The following is a 17,852-nucleotide window of genomic DNA, read 5'->3' on the forward strand; positions in this document are numbered from 1 at the left end:
GGTGTGGCCGCCAACAAGGCTGCGGCCGCGCCGCAGCCGTCCGCCGGCGGCGCAACGGTGCCCGCCTCGGCGGCAGGCGGTGGTCACGCCGTTGGCGGGGTGAGCAACCTGCAAACCGGCGAATAAAGTCTACCTACACCATGACCCAATCCAAACTCAAACGCGGCCTGCAAACTAGCATCGTGCGTCACGAAGACCAGCTTACGCCGGGCTTCGAATCCTTCTCGATGCCGGTGACGCGCGCCTCGACCGTCGTGTTCCCCGATCTCGCGACCGTGCGCGGTCTCGACTGGAAGAACGACGCGCAATGGCGCTATGGTCTGCACGCCACACCCACGTCCACGATGCTGATGCAGCGTCTCGCCGAGATCGAAGGCGGCGAGTACGCACTGCTGCAGCCATCGGGTCTCTCGTCGATCTCGAACGTGTATTTCGGTCTCCTGAAGGCTGGCGACGACGTGCTGATTCCCGATAACGTCTACTCGCCCAATCGCGATCACGGCGACTGGCTTGCGCGCGACTTCGGCATCACGGCGCGCTATTACGATCCAATGATCGGCGCGGGCATCGAAGCGCTGATCCGCCCCGAAACGAAGCTGATCTGGCTGGAAGCGCCGGGCTCGGTGACGATGGAAGTGTCCGATGTGCCCGCGATCACGGCGGTCGCGCGTGCACACAACGTGCTCACGGCCATCGACAACACCTGGTCGGCAGGCCTCGCATTCAAGCCCTTCGATCACGGCGTCGATATCTCGGTGCAGGCGCTCACGAAATATCAGTCGGGCGGCAGCGACGTGCTGATGGGCGCGACCATCACGCGCGACCGCGATCTCTACCTGAAGATCAAGCTCGCGCGCATGCGTCTGGGCATCGGTGTCTCGTCGGATGACTGCTCGCTGGTGTTGCGCGGCTTGCCCAGCATGAAGGTGCGTTTCGATGCGCACGACCGCGCGGCGCTGTCGCTGGCGCAATGGCTCAAGACGCGTAGCGAGATCTCGGCGATGCTGCATCCCGCCTTCGAGGATTGCCCCGGCCACGCGTTCTACAAGCGCGATTTCACCGGCGCGGGCGGGCTCTTTTCGGTGGTGTTCGACGAACGCTATAGCGCCGCGCAGATCGACACGTTCTGCGAATCGCTCGAACTCTTCGCGCTCGGCTGGAGCTGGGGCGGGGCGCGTAGTCTGGTGATGCCGTACGACATCGCGTCGATGCGCACGGCGGCGAGCTGGCCGCATCGCGGCACGCTGGTGCGCTTCTACATCGGCCTGGAAGACGAAGCCGATCTGCGCGCCGATATCGAACGCGCGCTCGCCACGCTCGCGTAAAACCGCGCGCACAAAAGCCAACGGCCGCGCCGGTCTGTAAAGACTGGCGCGGCCGTTGTGTTTTTCGCGGCTAGATCTATCGATCAGAACAGACGCAGCAGCCCGTCAAGCCCGACGTAATTGAACGCGACGCTGGCCGCTTCGCGCACCACAGGCTTCGCACGGAACGCGACCGACAGACCCGCTACGGCCATCATCTTCAGATCGTTCGAGCCGTCGCCCATGGCAATCGCGCGGCGCGGATCGATGCCGAGTTGCGCGCAGGTTTCCTGAACGGTGCGCGCTTTCACTTCGGCGTTGACGATTTCGCCGGTGACGCGCCCCGTGAGCTTGCCATCGACGATTTCCAGCGAATTCGCGCGCGTGAAGTCGAGGCCCAGACGCGCCTTGAGCCGTTCCGTGAAGAACGTGAAGCCGCCCGAGACCAGCAGCGTCTTCAGGCCCGCGGCCTGCGCGCCCGCGAGCATTTTTTCCGCGCCGGGCGACAGTTGCAGACGCTCTTCATAGACACGCTCCAGTGCGCTCGCTTCGAGGCCCTTGAGCAGCGCCACACGGCGCGTGAGGCTTTCGTTGAAGTCCTTGATCTCGCCGCGCATCGACGCTTCCGTGATAGCGGCGACTTCGGCCTTCAGGCCGCAGAAGTCGGCGATCTCGTCGATACATTCGATCGTGATGAGCGTCGAGTCCATGTCCATCGCGACCAGACCAAAGCTGCCGAGCGTGCGGCCCGCTTCCACGAAGGCGTAGTCGAGTTGATGCGTGCCGCAGTAGACATCGAGGTCCGGGCGCTGCGCGGGCGCGGCGTCTTCGATACGGATCGCGTGCTCGTCGATCGGCACGAGACGGCTGCCGCGCGCGAGGGCGAGGAGCGGCTTGTGATGGGCGGCAGACAGCGGAGCGGGACTCTGGATGACGAGATTCATGACGTGTGCGGCGCGAGGCGCCCCGGATGCGGCGGGTTGAGTCGGATTCGGGAAGGAATCGGGACAGAAAGCAGTACAAAAGCGAAACAGGGCGCGAACGCGGCGATAAATGAGCCGCTGAAAGCGGCAAATCCAGCCGGTGCGCGCGGCGAAAACGCGAATTGTACCGTTTCGGCGCGGGTGCGCGACCCGCCGTACAGCTTACGGAGACGAAAGCTCGCTTTCGAGGCACAATGAATGCTCGTGCGGCGTCCGGCGGGGGACGGCCGCCGCGTGCCGTCAACCACGCATCGCGAGTCGCGTCGCGCGATGTGTCGCATGCGCCGCCTGGCGCCAGGGGAACCGGTATGCAGGACGCTCATTCCGCCCAGACAAGTCCCGGCCGAACACCGACCGGCGCGCCCACGGAAGTTCCATCAGGCGCGCCGCAACCCGCACAGGAAGTGCTTGAGCCGCTCGCGCCGCAACTCGCTGAAAGTCCGGTTCCACGTCCAGCGCGCGCCAGACGTCAAGCTCAGGACGCTGCTCAAGTCCCGCCACCCCGTTCGCGCAATGGCCGTGCCGGCATCACAGGCGAAGTCGCTGGCGTTCACATCACCAGCGCGCGGCGGATCATCGACGTCGATAGCGGCATCCGCAAACTCGATCTCGTACGCTATTACGAGCGCGTGGCGCCCTGGCTACTGCCGCATCTGCGCGATCGCCCGGTTTCGCTGCTGCGCGCGCCGCAGGGTCTCGCAGGCGAGCAGGTTTTCCAGCGTCATCTGACCCGCACGCCGATTCCCGGCGTGACGCTGCATGACGAACTCGATGGCGGCCATCCGCTCATGGGCATCGATTCGCTCGACGCGCTCATCAACGTGGCGCAGATGGACGTCATCGAACTCCACACCTGGAGCGCGCGCGCCGCCGATGTCGAATTGCCCGATCGCATCGTGTTCGATCTCGATCCCGATCCGGTGCTGGGCTGGGAGCGCGTGATCGAGGCTGCGGAACTCACGCGCGCGCTGCTCGGCGATCTGGGGCTGGAGGCGTTCTGCCAGACTAGTGGCAACAAGGGGTTGCACATCGTCGTGCCGCTCGCTGCGGGCCCCGGCTGGGACGACGCCAGGGCCTTCGCGCGCGCCGTTGCGCAGCGGCTTGCCTCGGGCTGGCCGACACAATTCACAGCCATCCAGAACACCGATCATCGCAGGAAGAAAATCTACGTCGATTATTTGCGCAACGTGCGCGGTGCGGGTACGGCGGCTGCCTACAGCGTGCGCGCGCGGCCGGGACTGGGGGTGTGCGTGCCGATTGCGTGGGACGAGCTGGCGCAGACGACGGGCGGCGCGCACTGGACGCTCGCCAATATCGATGTGCGGCTCAAGCAGCTCAACCGGCCAAAGTGCGCGGCGCCGTGGGCGCGCTACGCGCAGGTGCGCCAGACGGTGAGCAGCGAGCTGACGCTGCGGCTGGAGGAGGGCGGCGCTTGATTGGTCAACTGAGTGGTCAACTGCCTGACCAACTGAACGGTGCACAAAACGTGTTCGCCTGATCGCGCTACAAAAGGCGTCGCCTGGCAAGCCGTATAAAACCTGGGCTGGGCGATGCCATCGCCCGGCGCACGCGTTCGCGCGGCGCGCTAGACTGCCGGAAGAACAATCCGCCACGTGCTGCCTCGGCCACGTCTTTCGCGGCCGCGGCAACTCCCGCCAGGAGATGACGCATGCCCAGCAGCCGCACCCGCTCCCGCCGCACTCGCGCGGCGCTCGCTCATGTCGCCGTTACCCTGTGTTGCGCGCTCGCGCTGCCGGCATTCGCCACGACACCCATTACCGTGACGTCCAAGGCCGCCACCGACGGGCCGATCCGCTACACCGTGAAAGTCACCTCGAAGCTCTACGGCACGGCGCAGGAGACGCGTACGCTGCGCTCGGGCGACACCGACGATTTCAACTGGCGCTCGACGCCGCCAGGCGGTGCGGTGCCGGCCGCGCAAAGCTGTCCCGATTACAGTTCGTTGCCGCTCGACGCTAACGGTGCGATGGTGCGCCAGATCCAGGTGCGCCTCGCGCCCATCGTCGCGCAGAACGGCACGGCGAACGTGCAGGTGAGCTTCCGCGCCCAGGCGCCGCGCGGCGGCAAGGCCGCGAGCGGCACGCAATGCCCCGAGGTCGTTGCGCATAGCGAAGTGCTGCACTTCTCGATGCCGACCAACGGCACGGCGAAGACGCTCACGCTCAGCGACGGCACCCAGTTGAGCGTGACGGCGCAACGCTAGACACGATTACTGGACAAGCGCCGGCCAGACAAGCGCGGGCTGCCACAGGCGCTCAAGCCCGCGCTTTCGCGCGTTCCTTGAGCCGCGCGGCCATGAAGCAGTGATCGGCGGAAAAGAGCCGCCGATACGCCAGCAGCACCGCGCCCACGGTGCCGAGCGCCGACGACGCTGCGATCAGGAACATGATCACGATCTGGTAGCGCACCGCCTGCAAGGGCGACTGGCCTGCCAGCACCTGGCCCGTCATCATGCCGGGCAGACTCACCACGCCCACCACGGCCATCTGGTTTAGCGTCGGGATCATGCCGGCGCGCACCGCCTCGCGCGCGCTCGGCTGGGCCGCTTCCCAGCGCGTCGCGCCGAGCGCCAGCGCGCTCTCCACGCGGTCGCGCCTGGCGGTCAGCTCCTGCATCATCCGCTCGACGCCAAGCGACACGCCCGTAAGCGTATTGCCCAGAATCATGCCGAGGATCGGAATCGCATACTGCGGCTCGTACCACGGCCGGATGCGGATCACGGCAAACAGGCCAACCGCCGCTACGAGCCACGCGCTGACCCAGATCGACATGATGCTGTCGATGCGCTGGCCCATATAGGTGCGCGCGCCACGTTGCGCGCCCGCGAAGCCGGCGATCAGTGTCATCAACGCCATGAGCGGCAGCACCACATACCAGCGATCGAACGCGAACACCCAGCCCAGCACATAGCCGATCGCGAGCAACTGCACGACGGTGCGTACCGCCGCCCACGCGAGCTTGCGTTCGAGATCGAGCTTGAGCAGCACGGAAACCGCGCCGTTGACGAACACCAGCAGCGCCGCGATGGCGACGTCGCCGAGACTGAGATTCTGCAGCACGCCTGGGCTCATTGCGGCGCTCCAGTGGCGGGGTTGTCGATGAATGCGCCGGCGGCCTCGCTGAGCACGCCAGCGCGCATCGTCAGATGACGCTCGCCCACGCGCTGGGCCTGGGCGGGGTCGTGCGAGACCCAGACCGTGGCGCGCGCGGCGCGTTCGCGTTCGAACCAATGGGCGATGAGTGTTTCGACGGTGCGCGCCGATTCCGGATCGAGCGAGGCAGTTGGTTCGTCGAGCAGCAGCGCCTCGGGGTCGAGCTGCAGCACACGCACGAGCGCGACGATCTGCGCTTCGCCGCCGGAGAGTTCAGCGGCGTCGCGCGTGAGGAAATCGCGGTCGCGTCCTGCGGCGTTGAGCAAGCTGGTGACGCGTGCAGCGTCGAAGGCGCTGCCGCGATACACGGCTAGCGACCACGGATAGCGCAGATTGTCTTCGACCGAGCCGTCGATCAGAGCGGGCCGCTGGCGCAGGTAGGCAACATGCCGCCGATAAGACGGAATCTGCGTACGTCCGACCGTTTTGCCGTGCCAGAGCAGCTCGCCGCCATCGGGTGGATCGAGCAACGCAAGCGCGCGCAGGAACACGCTCTTGCCCGAGCCGGATGGCCCGGTGAGGACGACGCGCTGACCCGCTTCGAGCGCGAAATCGGTCGGATGTAGCAAAATCTGCCCGCGCTGGGCGTCGCGCCGCATGAGGCCCCGGGCCTCGACTAGCGCGTCACGGTTTGAATCGTTCTGGGGGTTTTTCATTAAATGACTGTGAACAACAGGCGTGTTTCGCGGCCAACGGGAAGGGAAAGGCCGCCAGGTCCCGTCGGGCACGCGGTCTGCTTCAAATTCGTTGGCGAAACAACAATGCATAACCCGGAGCGCGCATGACGTCACCGCAACCCAAGCCCCGCGGCCGCGGCCGCACACTCGCCAGGATCATCGCATGGCTGGTGGCCGTTGTCGCCGTGCTGGTCGCCGCACTTGCGGTTTTTATCCTCACCTTCGACTGGAATCGCGCCAAACCTTACGTGAACGAAAAAGTGTCGGAGGCGATTGGCCGGCCATTTGCGATCGTCGGCGATCTGAAGGTGGGTTGGCGCAGGCCGCCGGGCGAGACGGGCTGGCGCGCGTGGGTGCCCTGGCCGCGTTTCTCGGCCACGCAGATCGAAGTGGCGAATCCCGACTGGACCAAAACGCCGAAGTTCGCGACGCTCGACGAGATCGATTTCGAGGTCGCCGTGCTGCCGCTGCTCGCGCATGACATCGTGATTCCGGCGATCAATCTCGTGAACCCGTCCGTCGATGTCGAACGGCTGAGCGACGGGCGCAACAACTGGACCTTCAAGCTGCCGGCGTCGAGCGGGCCGTCGACGTGGAAGCTCGATCTGCACGACATCACGTTCTCGAACGGCAATATCGCCGTGAGCGACCAGCAGACCAAAACGGACGTGAAAGTGACCGTGAGCCTGCTCGGTCACGGCATTCCGATCGGCAAGGTGATGGAGCAGCAGGAAGCGGCGTCGCGCCAGGGATCGGCGCAGGTGATCGGGCGCTCGGGCGCGAACCGGCTCGCACAACAGGCGGAAAAGCAGCAGGCTTCGGAAGCGGCTGCGGCCAGCGCCGCAAGTGCAGCTAGCGGCGCAAGCGAAATCACCGCTGCCAGCGCGCCCGCAGCTTCCGGCGCTTCCGGCGGTATCGGCGCAAAACTTTCCGCAATCGGCGCGAGTTCGGCCAGCAACGCCAACGCAGTCTCGGGCGGCAAGACCACCGAACCGTTCTATGCGATCGGCTGGACGGTCAAAGGCACCTACAACAAGACGCCGCTTTCGGGCGAAGGCAAGCTCGGCGGCGTGCTTGCGCTGCAGGATTCGAATCGTCCGTTCCCGGTGCAGGCCGACGTGCGCGCAGGCGACATGCATATCGCACTGGTCGGCACGGTGACGGATCCCGCGCATCTGGCCGCCGTCGATCTGCGCCTGTGGCTGCAAGGCCAGAGCATGGCGCATCTCTACAACCTCACGGGCGTGACGCTGCCGGAAACGCCGCCTTACGCCACCGAAGGGCGTTTCGTCGGCCAGTTCCGCAAGGGCGCGAGCGTGTTCCGCTATGAAAACTTCACGGGCCGCGTGGGCGGTAGCGATATCAACGGCACCTTCGTCTACACGCAGCGCCCGACGCGTCCGTTGCTCTCGGGTACGCTCGTGTCGAACCTGCTGCAGTTCTCCGATCTCGCGCCGATCATCGGCGCGGACAGCAAGGCGAGCAAGGCCAAACGCGGCGACACCAGCAAGCAGCCGTCCGATCGCGTGATTCCGGTCGAGCCGTTCAAGACCGACCGCTGGAACGCCATCGACGCCGACGTGAAGTTCACCGGCAAGCGCATCATCAAGCAGGGCAGCCTGCCGATCCAGGACCTCTACACGCACGTCATCATGACCAACGGCGTGCTGGTGCTCGATCCGCTGCAGTTCGGCGTGGCGGGCGGCACGCTCGCCACGCGCGTGAACCTGGACGGCAGCACCACGCCGCTCAAGGCGCGCGGCACCGCCGAAGTGCGCCACCTGAAGCTCAAGCAACTGTTCCCTTCGGTCAAGTCGATGCAATCGGCGCTCGGCGAAGTCAACGGCGACGCGTCGCTGTCCGCGACTGGCAACTCGCCGGCGGCGCTCGCGTCCACCTCGAACGGCGAAGTGAAACTGCTCGTCACGCAAGGCACGGTCAGCCGGCTGCTGATGGAAGCGGCGGGCCTGAACGTCGCGAATGTGGTCTACGAGAAGCTGTTCGGCCAGCGCGACGTGAAGATCAACTGCGCCGCAGCTGATTTCGTCGCGACCAACGGCACGCTCGACCCGCGCGTATTCGCGCTCGACACCGACGACGCCGTGATCGACATCACCGGGCCGATCGATCTGCGCGACGAGTCGCTCGACATGAAGGTGCATCCTCACACCAAGGGCTTCCGCATCTTCTCGCTGCGCTCGCCGCTTTACGTGAAGGGCACGTTCAAGAATCCGCACGTCGGTGTCGATGCGGCGGCGCTCGCGCTGCGCGGCGGCGCGATGGTCGGCCTTGGCCTCATCAACCCGTTCGCGGCGCTGCTGCCGCTCATCGCGCCGAGCAACAACAAGCCGCTGCCGTGCGATGCGTTGCTGTCGCAGATGCGCCAGCATCCGGTCGCGCCGCCGCCGGGGCAGAAGATGCGCGCGCCGGCTTCGGCGCCTGTTCCTGCCAGCGCTGCGAGCGCCGCCAGCCGCGGCGCGGCGGCCACGCGTGCGCCGAAGAGCGCGCAGCCCGATGCGTCCTCGCAACCGGGCCTGCAGAATCTCTACAAGGGAAGCTAAAAAGAGTCAGGAACAAACACGCATGGAAAAACGCCCGGCGCAGCGATGCGTCGGGCGTTTTTACGTGATGTTCAGCGCAGTTGCTGTCGCGGTGCCGGATCGCCGGTGGCGTCCTGGCGGCGTGTCACACGTCGCGAATTCAAGCCCTGGCGAACCGCGCCGAAGTCGGCAAGGATTCTCGCGCGCGCTCGGCTGGCGAACACGAGAAAGCCGAAACCGTCGGCTTCATACCAGTAGCCGCCGTTTTCGAGCCCTTCGAGCGGCTGCTCGAGCGCATGCGCGATCGATTCGATGCAGCGTTTGCGCAATTCGGCCGTCGCGGGATAGGGCGGATGCGCCCCGCGCACGCTGCACAGAAGCACGTCGAGGCCGGGCAGCACATGTGCATAAAGCACCGGCTCGTCCTGCGCGCGTGCGCGTGCAATCTTGGTGTCCAGCTGACCGAACGGTTTGAAGTGGCTCAGCACGGCGAGAAAAGACTCGTCGCCATCCGCCTTGACGCGCTTACGCTTTTTCGGGAAGGACATAAAAATTCGCCTGAAAAAGGTGGATTGCAAAACACGCAGCGTTCCCATGCGACCACTCCCGGATTGGTGCGCCGCACGCCGATCCTTCTAGCATAGGATCTGCCGGATTCGCGAGGATGCCAGGCCGTGGGGACGGCGCCCAGTTCCTCATTGCGTCAGGCAAAACGCCATGCCGGGCCGCACGTCGCGCTCATGTATGTATCCCGGCGCTCTCTCGCTTCTCTTTGCTTCTCTTTCTTCTTTGTCTCCGGTCTCAATAATAGTCCTGCGCGCGCGCGCGGTGTGACGATTTCTCGGGAAAAAGCGGGCTTTTCTTGTAGCGAGGTGGTCGTCGCCACATACGTTGTCATCTCGCAATTTCGCGCTGATAATATTTCGGCTCTGGTGCCTGCGGCGCGCGATGCGCCGCGCGGGAACGGGACCGCCAAGGGCCGCCCGAAGATTCCTGTCGTGCGGATCGCTGCACGCAGGTGCGCGAGCGCCGCCTGACGCCATCGCGAGTGCTACCGAGCGTCACCAGGCGCCACTGAACCAGACCGCCATGAAACTGTTCGCCAAGGGGCTGTTGCTGATCGCGATTCCAAGCGTCGTCGAACTGGCGCTGCTCGGCGTCGTCTTCGACACGCAGGGCGAGGCCGCCCAGGCCGCCAGGCGCGCCGACGCCAGCAAGCAGATTCTCTGGCAGGCCTCCAGCATCGCCCAGCCGCTGTTGCGCGAAGCCGCGCGCGTGCGCACCGCTGTCGTGCTCGAAGATCCCTCGTTTATCGACCGGCGCGCCGTGTGGGCCGAGTTCTCGGACCGTATCGCGCTGCTTGCGCATATGGTTAGCGACAATCCTGTGCAACTCGCGCGCGTGCAGCGCATCAATAACGACGCGCGAGCGTGGCGCGCGCGCTGCGCCGAGATCGCCGACGCGCTGCGCGAAGGCCGCGCCGGCGCTTACGTGCAGGCGAGCGCCACCGGCCTGCCGCCTGAAATCGACGCCGTGCGTAGTGAACTCGACGCCTTTATCGCCGAGCAGACGCGCTTCGACATCACGCGCAGCGCCTCATTGCGCGAGACGCGCGAGCGCCAGCAGAACGCGCTGATTTTTGCCGTGGTCGGCTCGATGCTGATCTGGGGCGTGACGGCCATTGCGTTCGCGCGCAACGTGGGCCAGCGGCTTGCGGCGCTTGGCGCCAATGCGCAACGCCTGAGCGAGGGCGTGCCGCTGGCGCGCCCGCTCGAGGGCGACGACGAGATCGCCGCGCTCGATGCCGTGCTCAACCAGACCAGCCGACGCCTGCGCGACGCCGAACGCGAACAGGCCGCGCTCAAGCTCCAGTTGCAGGCGCGCGCCACCGACCTTGCCGCCGCCAACGACAAGCTGCGCCAGGAGAGTCAGGACAACGAGATGTTCATGTACAGCGTCTCGCACGACCTGCGCTCGCCGCTGGTCAATCTGCAAGGTTTTTCGAAGGAATTGCAGGTGTCGTGCGAGGACCTGCGCGAGCAGATCGATACGGCCGGATTGCCCGCCGACGAACATCGCCGCATGCATGCCGTGCTCAATGGCGACGTGGCTGAATCGCTGCAATTCCTGCGCCAGGCCGTGACGCGCTCGGCGGCGATCATCGATGCGTTGCTGCGGATGTCGCGCGCGGGACGTCTTGAATATCGCTGGCAACGCGTCAATGTGGCGCGCATCGTCGAGCGTGCGCTGGGTGGACTCGCGGCCGGTCTCGCGCAGCGTGCGCAGATTTTCGTGGGTGAGCTACCGCCTGCGTGGGGCGATCCGGCGGCGCTGGAACAGATTTTCGGCAATCTGATCGATAACGCCTTGCGCCATCTCGATCCGTCGCGGCCGGGGCTGGTGGAGATCGGCGCGGTGCTCCCCGATGAAGCCGATGAAGTGCAGGAAAAATCCGTAGCGCTTGCTGTTTCCAGCATAAAAACGCCTGAAAATGCCCTGGAAAGCGCGCGCAATGCATCGCGCATGCCGGACACCCGTACGCGGACGTATTATGTGCGCGACAATGGCATCGGCATTCCCGCCGCCTATCTGCCCAAGCTTTTTAGAGCCTTTCAGCGCGTGCACGGCGGCCAGTCGGACGGGCAGGGCACGGGTCTCGCGCTCGCGCGCCGCATCGCTGAACGGCACGGCGGTCGCGTGTGGGTCGAATCGACGGAAGGCGCAGGCTCGACATTCTTCGTCGCCTTGCCGGACGCGCCGCTGCGCGCAGCTTCAGCTTAAGGACCAGCACCATCGAAAACGTTTCAGGGAACGTCGGAGAGCGGCATATGACGCACGGGGAAGACACGGGGAATCACGCGGACGAAGCTCGCGAACACGGTCAGGACGACGCGCAGCCCGGCGATTACCGCGCCGCGCTGGCCGGCGAACGCGTGAGTATCGTTCTGATCGAAGACGATGACGGCCATGCCACGCTGGTCGAGCGCAACCTGCGCCGCTCTGGCGTGTCGAATGGCTTTTTGCGTTTTCGTGACGGCCAGGAGGCGCTCGATTATTTCTTCGGCGCGCCGGACCAGGACGGCCAGACGGCGCAATCGGTAGAGCGACCGGCAGCGCGACCGGCCAGCGCGCCGGGCTTTCCGTCGCGCGAGGATCTGGCGAACTTCGTCGTCCTGCTCGACCTGCGCATGCCGCGCGTGGATGGCTTCGAGGTGCTGCGCCGTCTCAAGGCCGAGCCGGCGACGGCCTCGGTGCCCGTGATCGTGCTCACCACGACCGACGACCCACGCGAGATCGAGCGCTGCTACGAACTGGGCTGCAACGTCTACATCACGAAGCCCGTCGAATATGACGCATTCATCGAGGCGGTGCGGCGACTGGGCTTTTTCCTGCAGGTCGTCAAGCTGCCGCCAGGGCATCGCTTCAGCCGGCCCTGAACGCGCCGCTGGATGACAATACGGCAGGGCGTGCCGGCGACACGAACCGGCACGAACCCACCGGCGAGAGAGTTTAAACAACACGCATGACCATCATGACCAGATTGCGCATGCTCCGTGACTGGAGCCAGCTCCGAGGGATGCGACGCGCATGAACGAAGAAGCAACCTTGTTGGCGGGCGCGCATGTGCTCGTCGTCGACGATGACGAGGGCATTCTGCGGCTCGCGCGCAAATCGCTCGTGCGCGCCGGCGCGCGCGTGGACACCTGCAGCAGCGTGGCCGAGGCGAGCGCCGTGCTCGCGGCGCGCACCCCGGATGTGCTGGTGCTCGACTATCAGCTCGACGGCGCGGAAACCGGGCTCGACTTTTTCCGTCGCCTGCGCGCGGACGATGTGCGCGTGCCGGCGATCCTCGTCACCGGCTTCACCGACGAGTCGCGCGTGATCGCCGCGCTGCGCGCGGGCGTCTCCGACGTCGTCCCGAAGTCGGGCGACTATCTCGACTATCTGCCCGAGGCCGTGGCGCGCGTGCTCTCGCAGGTTTCGTTGCAGCGCGCCTCCGATCAGGCATTGCTGCTGCGCGACCGTGAGGAACATTACCGCACGCTTTCCGAGGCGTTGCCGCATCTGGTCTTCACTTGTGGCGCGGACGGCGATTGCGATTTTCTTTCGAAGCAATGGCGCGATTACACGGGCCTGGACGCGGGCACCTCGCAGGGGCTCGCGTGGCTGGACGCGGTGCATCCCGACGATCGCGAGGATATTCGCCACACGTGGCTGAAGGCCGTGCGCAGCGATAACAACGACTACCGGCACGAGCTGCGCATTCGCCGCCACGACGGCACCTGGCGATGGTTCGATGTGCGTATCGTGGCGATGCGCGATCCGCGTGGCGGCATCAACAAGTGGTTCGGCAGTTGCACCGATATCCACGCGCAGCGTGAATCGAGCGAAGAGCGCGAACTGCTGCTGGCCTCCGAGCAGGCCGCGCGGCAGGCCGCCGAAGAGGCCAATCGCGCCAAAGACCGTTTTCTCGCCATGCTGTCGCATGAGTTGCGCACGCCGCTCACGCCGGTGCTGGCCGGCACGCGTTTGCTCGAACAGATTCCGGGTCTGCCTGACGCCGCGCGCGCGGGCGTGCTGATGATCCGCCGCAATATCGAACTCGAGGCGCGGCTGATCGACGATCTGCTCGATCTCACGCGCGTGGCCAACGGCAAGCTCGATCTCACGCTCGATACCGTCGATGTGCATGAAGTGATCGATGCCGTGCTCGAACTGTTCCATAGCGAAATCCAGATCAAGCAGCAGGACGTGCACGTCGAGCGTCAGGCGCAACATCATTACGTGCGCGGCGATCGTGCGCGCATGCAGCAGATGTTCTGGAATCTCGTGCGCAACGCGGCGAAGTTCACGCCCGACGGCGGCCACATCTACGTGCGCACGCGCGACGAGCGCATGCATGTGGTGATCGAAGTCGAAGATACGGGCATCGGCATTGCGCCCGAGCAGATCGGCAAGCTTTTTCATGCCTTCGAGCAGGGCAGCCACAACATGACGCGCCAGTTTGGTGGTCTGGGGCTGGGCCTTGCGGTCACGAAGGCGCTAACCGAGGCGCACGGCGGCACGGTCAGCGCAAAAAGTCCGGGCGCGCATTGCGGCGCGACCTTCACGATCGTGCTGCCAACCGCCACGCCTGGCACCGGCGCCGAGGAGCCCGCGGACCGCAGCGGTCCGCACCAGGCCAGCGCGCTCGATATCCTGCTGATCGAGGATCACGAGGATACCGCCGAGGTAATGTCGCAACTGATCCGCGCGCTCGGTCACGACGTGGCGGTAGCGATGAGTGTGGCCAGCGCGCTGGCGCTCACGGCCACGCAGCGCTTCGATCTGGTGGTGAGCGATATCGGCCTGCCGGACGGCTCGGGGATCGATTTTATCCGCGCCTTCCGCAAGGAGTCCTCGGTGCCCGCGATCGCGCTCACGGGTTTCGGCACCGACGACGATGTGCGCCGCAGTCTCGATGCGGGCTTTACCGCGCACCTCACGAAGCCGGTCAATTTCGAGCAGCTGGAGCAGTTGATCGAGCAGGCCGCGATCCTGCGTGCGCAGCGTGATGTGTCAAACTCCGCGTCGAATACGGCGACGTCCTGAGCGCTTGCGAGTATCCGGCGTATCGACGTAAAAAAGCCCGCGTGCCTTGAAGGCGACGCGGGCTTTTTTAATTCAGCGGCAAAAAAACGTTTAGCGCGGATTGTTTTTCAGCGAATCGCGGATTTCGCGCAACAGCAAAACGTCTTCGGGCGTGGGCGCCGGTTCGGCGGGCGCGGCGGCTTCTTCTGGCTTGCGCAGCTTGTTGATGAACTTCACCATCAGAAAGATGATGAACGCCAGGATGATGAAGTTGATCAGCACGGTGATGAACGAGCCATAACCGAACACGGCCACCCCTGCGGTCTGCAGATCCTTGTACGAATCGGGATTGCCCTTGTACGTGGCGGGAATATTGCCGAGCCGCACGAACATGTTCGAGAAGTCGAGGCCGCCTGTCACCACGCCGATCACCGGCATGATGAGGTCTTTCACAACCGAGTTGACGATGCTGGAAAACGCACCACCGATGATCACACCGACGGCGAGATCCATCACATTGCCTTTGACGGCGAATTCCTTGAACTCTTTGATCATGCTCATGAGCGGACTCTCCTTGAAGGGGGCGGCACGGGCCTGGATACATAACGACGCATTGGCGCAATGATAGCGAACGCACCCGGAACACGGTAGCGATTTGACACTGGCTAACGTTTCGCCGATTGCAGTGCAACGCGAAGCGGACTAATGCATGTCGCGTGCCCGGGGAGGCGGTGAGCGCTACGCGTGCTGCGCGAGGGCGATTTCTGCGCTGAAGCGCTGCGGATCGGTGTTGGTGCCGCACAGCAGGACGCCCACGCGCTTGCCCTGCAGGGTATCGCGCAGCGGCCCGTAGAGCGCGGCAGTCGCCGTAGCGCAGGCGGGCTCGACGGCTAGCTTCAACTCATCGAAGAGCACGCGCATGGCCGCACGCAGTTCATCGTCGGAGACCGTGACGATGCCCTCCAGGTGGCGGCGGCACAGCGTATAGCTGTATTGCTCGGTGTGCGGCGACATCAGCGAGTCGGCGATCGTGTGCATGTGGGTCAGGCGCACCGTGTGGTTGGCTGCGAAGCTGCGGCTCATCGCGTCCGCGCCGTCGGGCTCCACGCCATAGATACGCACGCGCGGATTCGCAAGCCGCAGCGCCGTGGCCACGCCTGCCGCGAGTCCGCCGCCGCCAATCGGCACGATCACCGCATCGAGATCGGGCGACTGCGTCACCCATTCGTAACCGAGCGTCGCGGTGCCCAGCACCGTGCGGTAACCGTTAAACGGATGCACGAAATAGCGGCCTTCCTCGGCTTCGATGCGGCGCACGATCTCGAAGGCTTCGTGGCTGCTTTCCGCGCGCACAATCTCCGCGCCCAGACGGCGGCACTGCTCCACACGCGCTGCGCTTGCAGTGTGGAACAGCACGACCTTGGCGGACACGCCCAGACGCATCGCTGCGTACGCAACGGCAATCGCATGATTGCCGCCCGACACGCAGGTCACGCCCGCACTGCGTTGCGCGGCATCGAGCGCGAGCAGATGCGTGAACGCCCCGCGCACCTTGAAACTACCACTGGCCTGCAGCAGTTCGAACTTGAAATTGACGAGCGTGTCGCCAAGCGAGGGCAGATCGTGCCGATCGAACACCGGCGTGCGCAGCACCCACGGCGCGAGCGTGAAGTGCTGCGAAGCGATCTCGTCGAGCGAGGGAATCGCTTCGCCGTCGATCGTGTGATCGGTGGGCAGCGGCGTGCCGGTAGACATGGCGCCCGGTTTTAGCGCGCCTGGGCGTCGACCGACAGGCCGCGCACGAGCTTGCGCAGAAATCCTTCGCATGCCGAAAGTTGTTCGAGCGAGACGAACTCATTCGGCTTGTGCGCCTGCTGGATGTCGCCGGGGCCGCACACCACGCTTGGAATGCCCGCGCGTGCGAACAGTCCCGCTTCCGTGCCGTACGCGACCTTGCGGCGCGTCTGGTCCGAAGTGAGCGCGCGCACGAGTTGCGTGATCGCCGCCTGTTCCGTAACGTCGAGTCCCGGCGCTGCCGCAATCTTCATGAATTCGATCGCAGGCGAAGCACCCGCCACGCCTTCGCGCTGCATCTTCGGCAGCAGCGTTTCGCGTGCGTATTGCTCGATGCGCGCGAAGATCGCTTCAGGATCGAGCGTCGGCAGATTGCGGAATTCGAAGCCGAAGCGGCATTCCGCCGGCACCGTGTTGATGGCGTTTCCGCCTTCGATCGTGCTGGTCTGCGCCGTGGTGAACGGCACGTCGTACAACTCGTCGAACGGACCTTGCGCGCGGAATTCGTCGGCCATGTCGCGGATGTAGCAGATCAGACGCGCCGCGTATTCGATCGCGTTCAGGCCGCGTGGCGTGAGCGACGAATGCGCCGCGTGACCGCGCACGCAGCACTGGTACGTATTGATGCCCTTGTGCGCCACGATCGGCCGCATGCTGGTGGGTTCGCCCACGATGCAGCCTTCCGGCTTCACGCCGCGCTTGACGAGTTCTTCGAGCATGAGCGGCGCGCCCACGCACCCGATTTCCTCGTCGAACGAGAGCGCGAGATGCAGCGGTTTGGCGAGCTTCGTGCGCTGGATTTCCGGCACGAGCGTGAGCGCCGCGCCGATAAACCCCTTCATATCGCAGGTGCCGCGGCCATAGAGCAGGCCGTCGCGGATCTCCGGCTTGAACGGATCGCTGTCCCATTTCTGGCCATCGACGGGTACGACGTCCGTGTGGCCCGACAGCACGATGCCGCCCTCGGTCGAGCCATCGTGCGCCGGCAGCGTGGCAAACAGATTGGCCCATTTGCCGTCGCGCCCGTAGGTGAGCGTCGATTCAATGCCGCGCGCGCGCAGATCGTCGCGCACGGTTTCGATCAGGCCGAGATTCGGATTGCGGCTGACCGTGTCCATCGACACGAGGCGGGTGACCCAGGGGAGTGAAGGGGGGAGGTCGGGGGAAGATGCGGGGGATTGCTGCGAAGACTGCGCTGTTTCAGCGGCCATGCTCATGGTGGACTCCGGCTTGCTTGTCTTATCCATATTACCCAAAAAGGGTGGGACTCGCCAAAGCCGGAAAATATGTTGCAGCGCGCGTGGATGTGGCGCGCTGCAACATGCCGCGGGGGCGGATGAAGCGACGGTTGAAGCGTCAGATCATCCGTTCAAACTACGCGCGTGGAGCCGCAGCGCGCGTGGGCGCACCGAGTGCTCGCAGCGTCTCCTTGACCGTTGCCACGCGCACTGCGAGATCGGGGCTGCGGGTTTCGATACGCAGCTTGTCCTGGCCCGCGAGTTTGACGTGCTTGTGTTTCTGCACCATTTCGATGATGCGCATGGCGTCCACCGGCGGATTCGGCACGAACTGCAGGCCGATCACCGCTTCGCCCGCATCGATCTTGGTGATGCCAAGCGGCTTGGCCGCCAGGCGCAGACGGTGCGTTTCGATCAGCGCATGCGCCTGCGGCGGCATCTTGCCGAAGCGGTCGATCAGCTCTTCCTGGATGCCGTCGATCGAATCGTCGTGCTCGCAGTTCGCGAGGCGCTTGTAGAGCGACAGACGTTCCTGCACGTCGCCGCAATAATCGGCGGGGAGGATCGCGGGC

The 17,852-nt window shown here is 65.2% G+C and carries 15 protein-coding genes; 7 read left to right on the forward strand and 8 right to left on the reverse strand.

Features of this window, described 5'->3' with window-relative positions:
* Positions 1-140 precede the first annotated feature (140 nt).
* Positions 141-1,325, forward strand: a complete 1,185-nt coding sequence (locus VG320_RS11080; protein ID WP_327200153.1) for a cystathionine beta-lyase — start codon at positions 141-143, stop codon at positions 1,323-1,325.
* A gap of 83 nt (positions 1,326-1,408) precedes the next feature.
* Here the strand turns inward: VG320_RS11080 and serB are convergent, their stop codons facing one another.
* On the reverse strand, positions 1,409-2,248 hold the full coding sequence (gene serB / locus VG320_RS11085; protein WP_327200154.1) for a phosphoserine phosphatase SerB: 840 nt from the start codon (positions 2,246-2,248) through the stop codon (positions 1,409-1,411).
* Positions 2,249-2,595: 347 nt separating this feature from the next.
* On the opposite strand from serB, the gene ligD reads away from it, so the two are divergent.
* Both ligD and VG320_RS11095 read left to right on the forward strand, forming a co-directional pair.
* On the forward strand, positions 2,596-3,723 hold the full coding sequence (gene ligD / locus VG320_RS11090; RefSeq protein ID WP_327200155.1) for a non-homologous end-joining DNA ligase: 1,128 nt from the start codon (positions 2,596-2,598) through the stop codon (positions 3,721-3,723).
* A 233-nt stretch (positions 3,724-3,956) separates the two neighbouring features.
* Positions 3,957-4,511, forward strand: a complete 555-nt coding sequence (locus VG320_RS11095) for a DUF6013 family protein (protein ID WP_327200156.1) — start codon at positions 3,957-3,959, stop codon at positions 4,509-4,511.
* A 52-nt stretch (positions 4,512-4,563) separates the two neighbouring features.
* Here VG320_RS11095 and VG320_RS11100 read toward each other — a convergent pair whose 3' ends face one another.
* Both VG320_RS11100 and VG320_RS11105 read right to left on the reverse strand, forming a co-directional pair.
* Positions 4,564-5,379, reverse strand: a complete 816-nt coding sequence (locus VG320_RS11100; protein WP_327200157.1) for an ABC transporter permease — start codon at positions 5,377-5,379, stop codon at positions 4,564-4,566.
* Positions 5,376-6,116 (reverse strand): ABC transporter ATP-binding protein, encoded by a 741-nt coding sequence (locus VG320_RS11105; RefSeq protein WP_327200158.1) that lies wholly within the window; start codon positions 6,114-6,116, stop codon positions 5,376-5,378. The genes VG320_RS11100 and VG320_RS11105 overlap by 4 nt, the downstream gene beginning before the upstream one ends.
* Before the next feature lie 125 nt (positions 6,117-6,241).
* Between VG320_RS11105 and VG320_RS11110 the strand changes: the two genes are divergently transcribed.
* Positions 6,242-8,698 (forward strand): AsmA family protein, encoded by a 2,457-nt coding sequence (locus VG320_RS11110; RefSeq protein WP_327200159.1) that lies wholly within the window; start codon positions 6,242-6,244, stop codon positions 8,696-8,698.
* A 71-nt stretch (positions 8,699-8,769) separates the two neighbouring features.
* On the opposite strand, the gene VG320_RS11115 is transcribed toward VG320_RS11110, so the two are convergent.
* Entirely contained in the window at positions 8,770-9,273 is a 504-nt protein-coding gene (locus VG320_RS11115; protein ID WP_327200160.1) for a hypothetical protein, read from the reverse strand.
* Positions 9,274-9,766: 493 nt separating this feature from the next.
* Between VG320_RS11115 and VG320_RS11120 the strand changes: the two genes are divergently transcribed.
* The 3 genes from VG320_RS11120 (at position 9,767) to VG320_RS11130 (ending at position 14,269) form a co-directional block, all read left to right on the forward strand.
* Positions 9,767-11,458, forward strand: coding sequence for a sensor histidine kinase (locus VG320_RS11120; RefSeq protein WP_327200161.1), 1,692 nt, complete (start codon positions 9,767-9,769; stop codon positions 11,456-11,458).
* Between the two features lie 47 nt (positions 11,459-11,505).
* Entirely contained in the window at positions 11,506-12,114 is a 609-nt protein-coding gene (locus VG320_RS11125; protein ID WP_327200162.1) for a response regulator, read from the forward strand.
* A 151-nt stretch (positions 12,115-12,265) separates the two neighbouring features.
* Positions 12,266-14,269 carry a hybrid sensor histidine kinase/response regulator gene (locus tag VG320_RS11130; RefSeq protein ID WP_327200163.1) on the forward strand — a complete coding sequence of 668 codons (2,004 nt, stop codon included), beginning with the start codon at positions 12,266-12,268 and terminating at the stop codon, positions 14,267-14,269.
* A 90-nt stretch (positions 14,270-14,359) separates the two neighbouring features.
* Here the strand turns inward: VG320_RS11130 and mscL are convergent, their stop codons facing one another.
* The 4 genes from mscL to VG320_RS11150 form a co-directional block, all read right to left on the reverse strand.
* Complete coding sequence (gene mscL / locus VG320_RS11135) at positions 14,360-14,809, reverse strand: large conductance mechanosensitive channel protein MscL (RefSeq protein ID WP_327200164.1); 450 nt, start codon at positions 14,807-14,809, stop codon at positions 14,360-14,362.
* Between the two features lie 177 nt (positions 14,810-14,986).
* On the reverse strand, positions 14,987-16,003 hold the full coding sequence (locus VG320_RS11140) for a threonine/serine dehydratase (RefSeq protein WP_327200165.1): 1,017 nt from the start codon (positions 16,001-16,003) through the stop codon (positions 14,987-14,989).
* An 11-nt stretch (positions 16,004-16,014) separates the two neighbouring features.
* Positions 16,015-17,259: an acetylornithine deacetylase gene (gene argE / locus VG320_RS11145; RefSeq protein WP_327200166.1), complete on the reverse strand. Its 1,245-nt coding sequence runs from the start codon at positions 17,257-17,259 to the stop codon at positions 16,015-16,017.
* Between the two features lie 157 nt (positions 17,260-17,416).
* A partial coding sequence (locus tag VG320_RS11150) for a TRCF domain-containing protein (RefSeq protein ID WP_327200167.1) occupies positions 17,417-17,852 on the reverse strand: 436 nt, incomplete at its 5' end.

It is taken from the genome of Paraburkholderia sp. (assembly GCF_035948235.1).
Taxonomy (GTDB): domain Bacteria; phylum Pseudomonadota; class Gammaproteobacteria; order Burkholderiales; family Burkholderiaceae; genus Paraburkholderia.

Coding starts and splice junctions, on each gene's coding strand:
- VG320_RS11080 (WP_327200153.1), top strand. CDS start 141: ATGACCCAATCCAAACTCAAACGCGGCCTGCAAACTAGCATCGTGCGT.
- serB (WP_327200154.1), bottom strand. CDS start 2,248: ATGAATCTCGTCATCCAGAGTCCCGCTCCGCTGTCTGCCGCCCATCAC.
- VG320_RS11120 (WP_327200161.1), top strand. CDS start 9,767: ATGAAACTGTTCGCCAAGGGGCTGTTGCTGATCGCGATTCCAAGCGTC.
- VG320_RS11095 (WP_327200156.1), top strand. CDS start 3,957: ATGCCCAGCAGCCGCACCCGCTCCCGCCGCACTCGCGCGGCGCTCGCT.
- argE (WP_327200166.1), bottom strand. CDS start 17,259: ATGAGCATGGCCGCTGAAACAGCGCAGTCTTCGCAGCAATCCCCCGCA.
- VG320_RS11110 (WP_327200159.1), top strand. CDS start 6,242: ATGACGTCACCGCAACCCAAGCCCCGCGGCCGCGGCCGCACACTCGCC.
- VG320_RS11115 (WP_327200160.1), bottom strand. CDS start 9,273: ATGGGAACGCTGCGTGTTTTGCAATCCACCTTTTTCAGGCGAATTTTT.
- VG320_RS11100 (WP_327200157.1), bottom strand. CDS start 5,379: ATGAGCCCAGGCGTGCTGCAGAATCTCAGTCTCGGCGACGTCGCCATC.
- VG320_RS11125 (WP_327200162.1), top strand. CDS start 11,506: ATGACGCACGGGGAAGACACGGGGAATCACGCGGACGAAGCTCGCGAA.
- ligD (WP_327200155.1), top strand. CDS start 2,596: ATGCAGGACGCTCATTCCGCCCAGACAAGTCCCGGCCGAACACCGACC.
- VG320_RS11105 (WP_327200158.1), bottom strand. CDS start 6,116: ATGAAAAACCCCCAGAACGATTCAAACCGTGACGCGCTAGTCGAGGCC.
- VG320_RS11130 (WP_327200163.1), top strand. CDS start 12,266: ATGAACGAAGAAGCAACCTTGTTGGCGGGCGCGCATGTGCTCGTCGTC.
- VG320_RS11140 (WP_327200165.1), bottom strand. CDS start 16,003: ATGTCTACCGGCACGCCGCTGCCCACCGATCACACGATCGACGGCGAA.
- mscL (WP_327200164.1), bottom strand. CDS start 14,809: ATGAGCATGATCAAAGAGTTCAAGGAATTCGCCGTCAAAGGCAATGTG.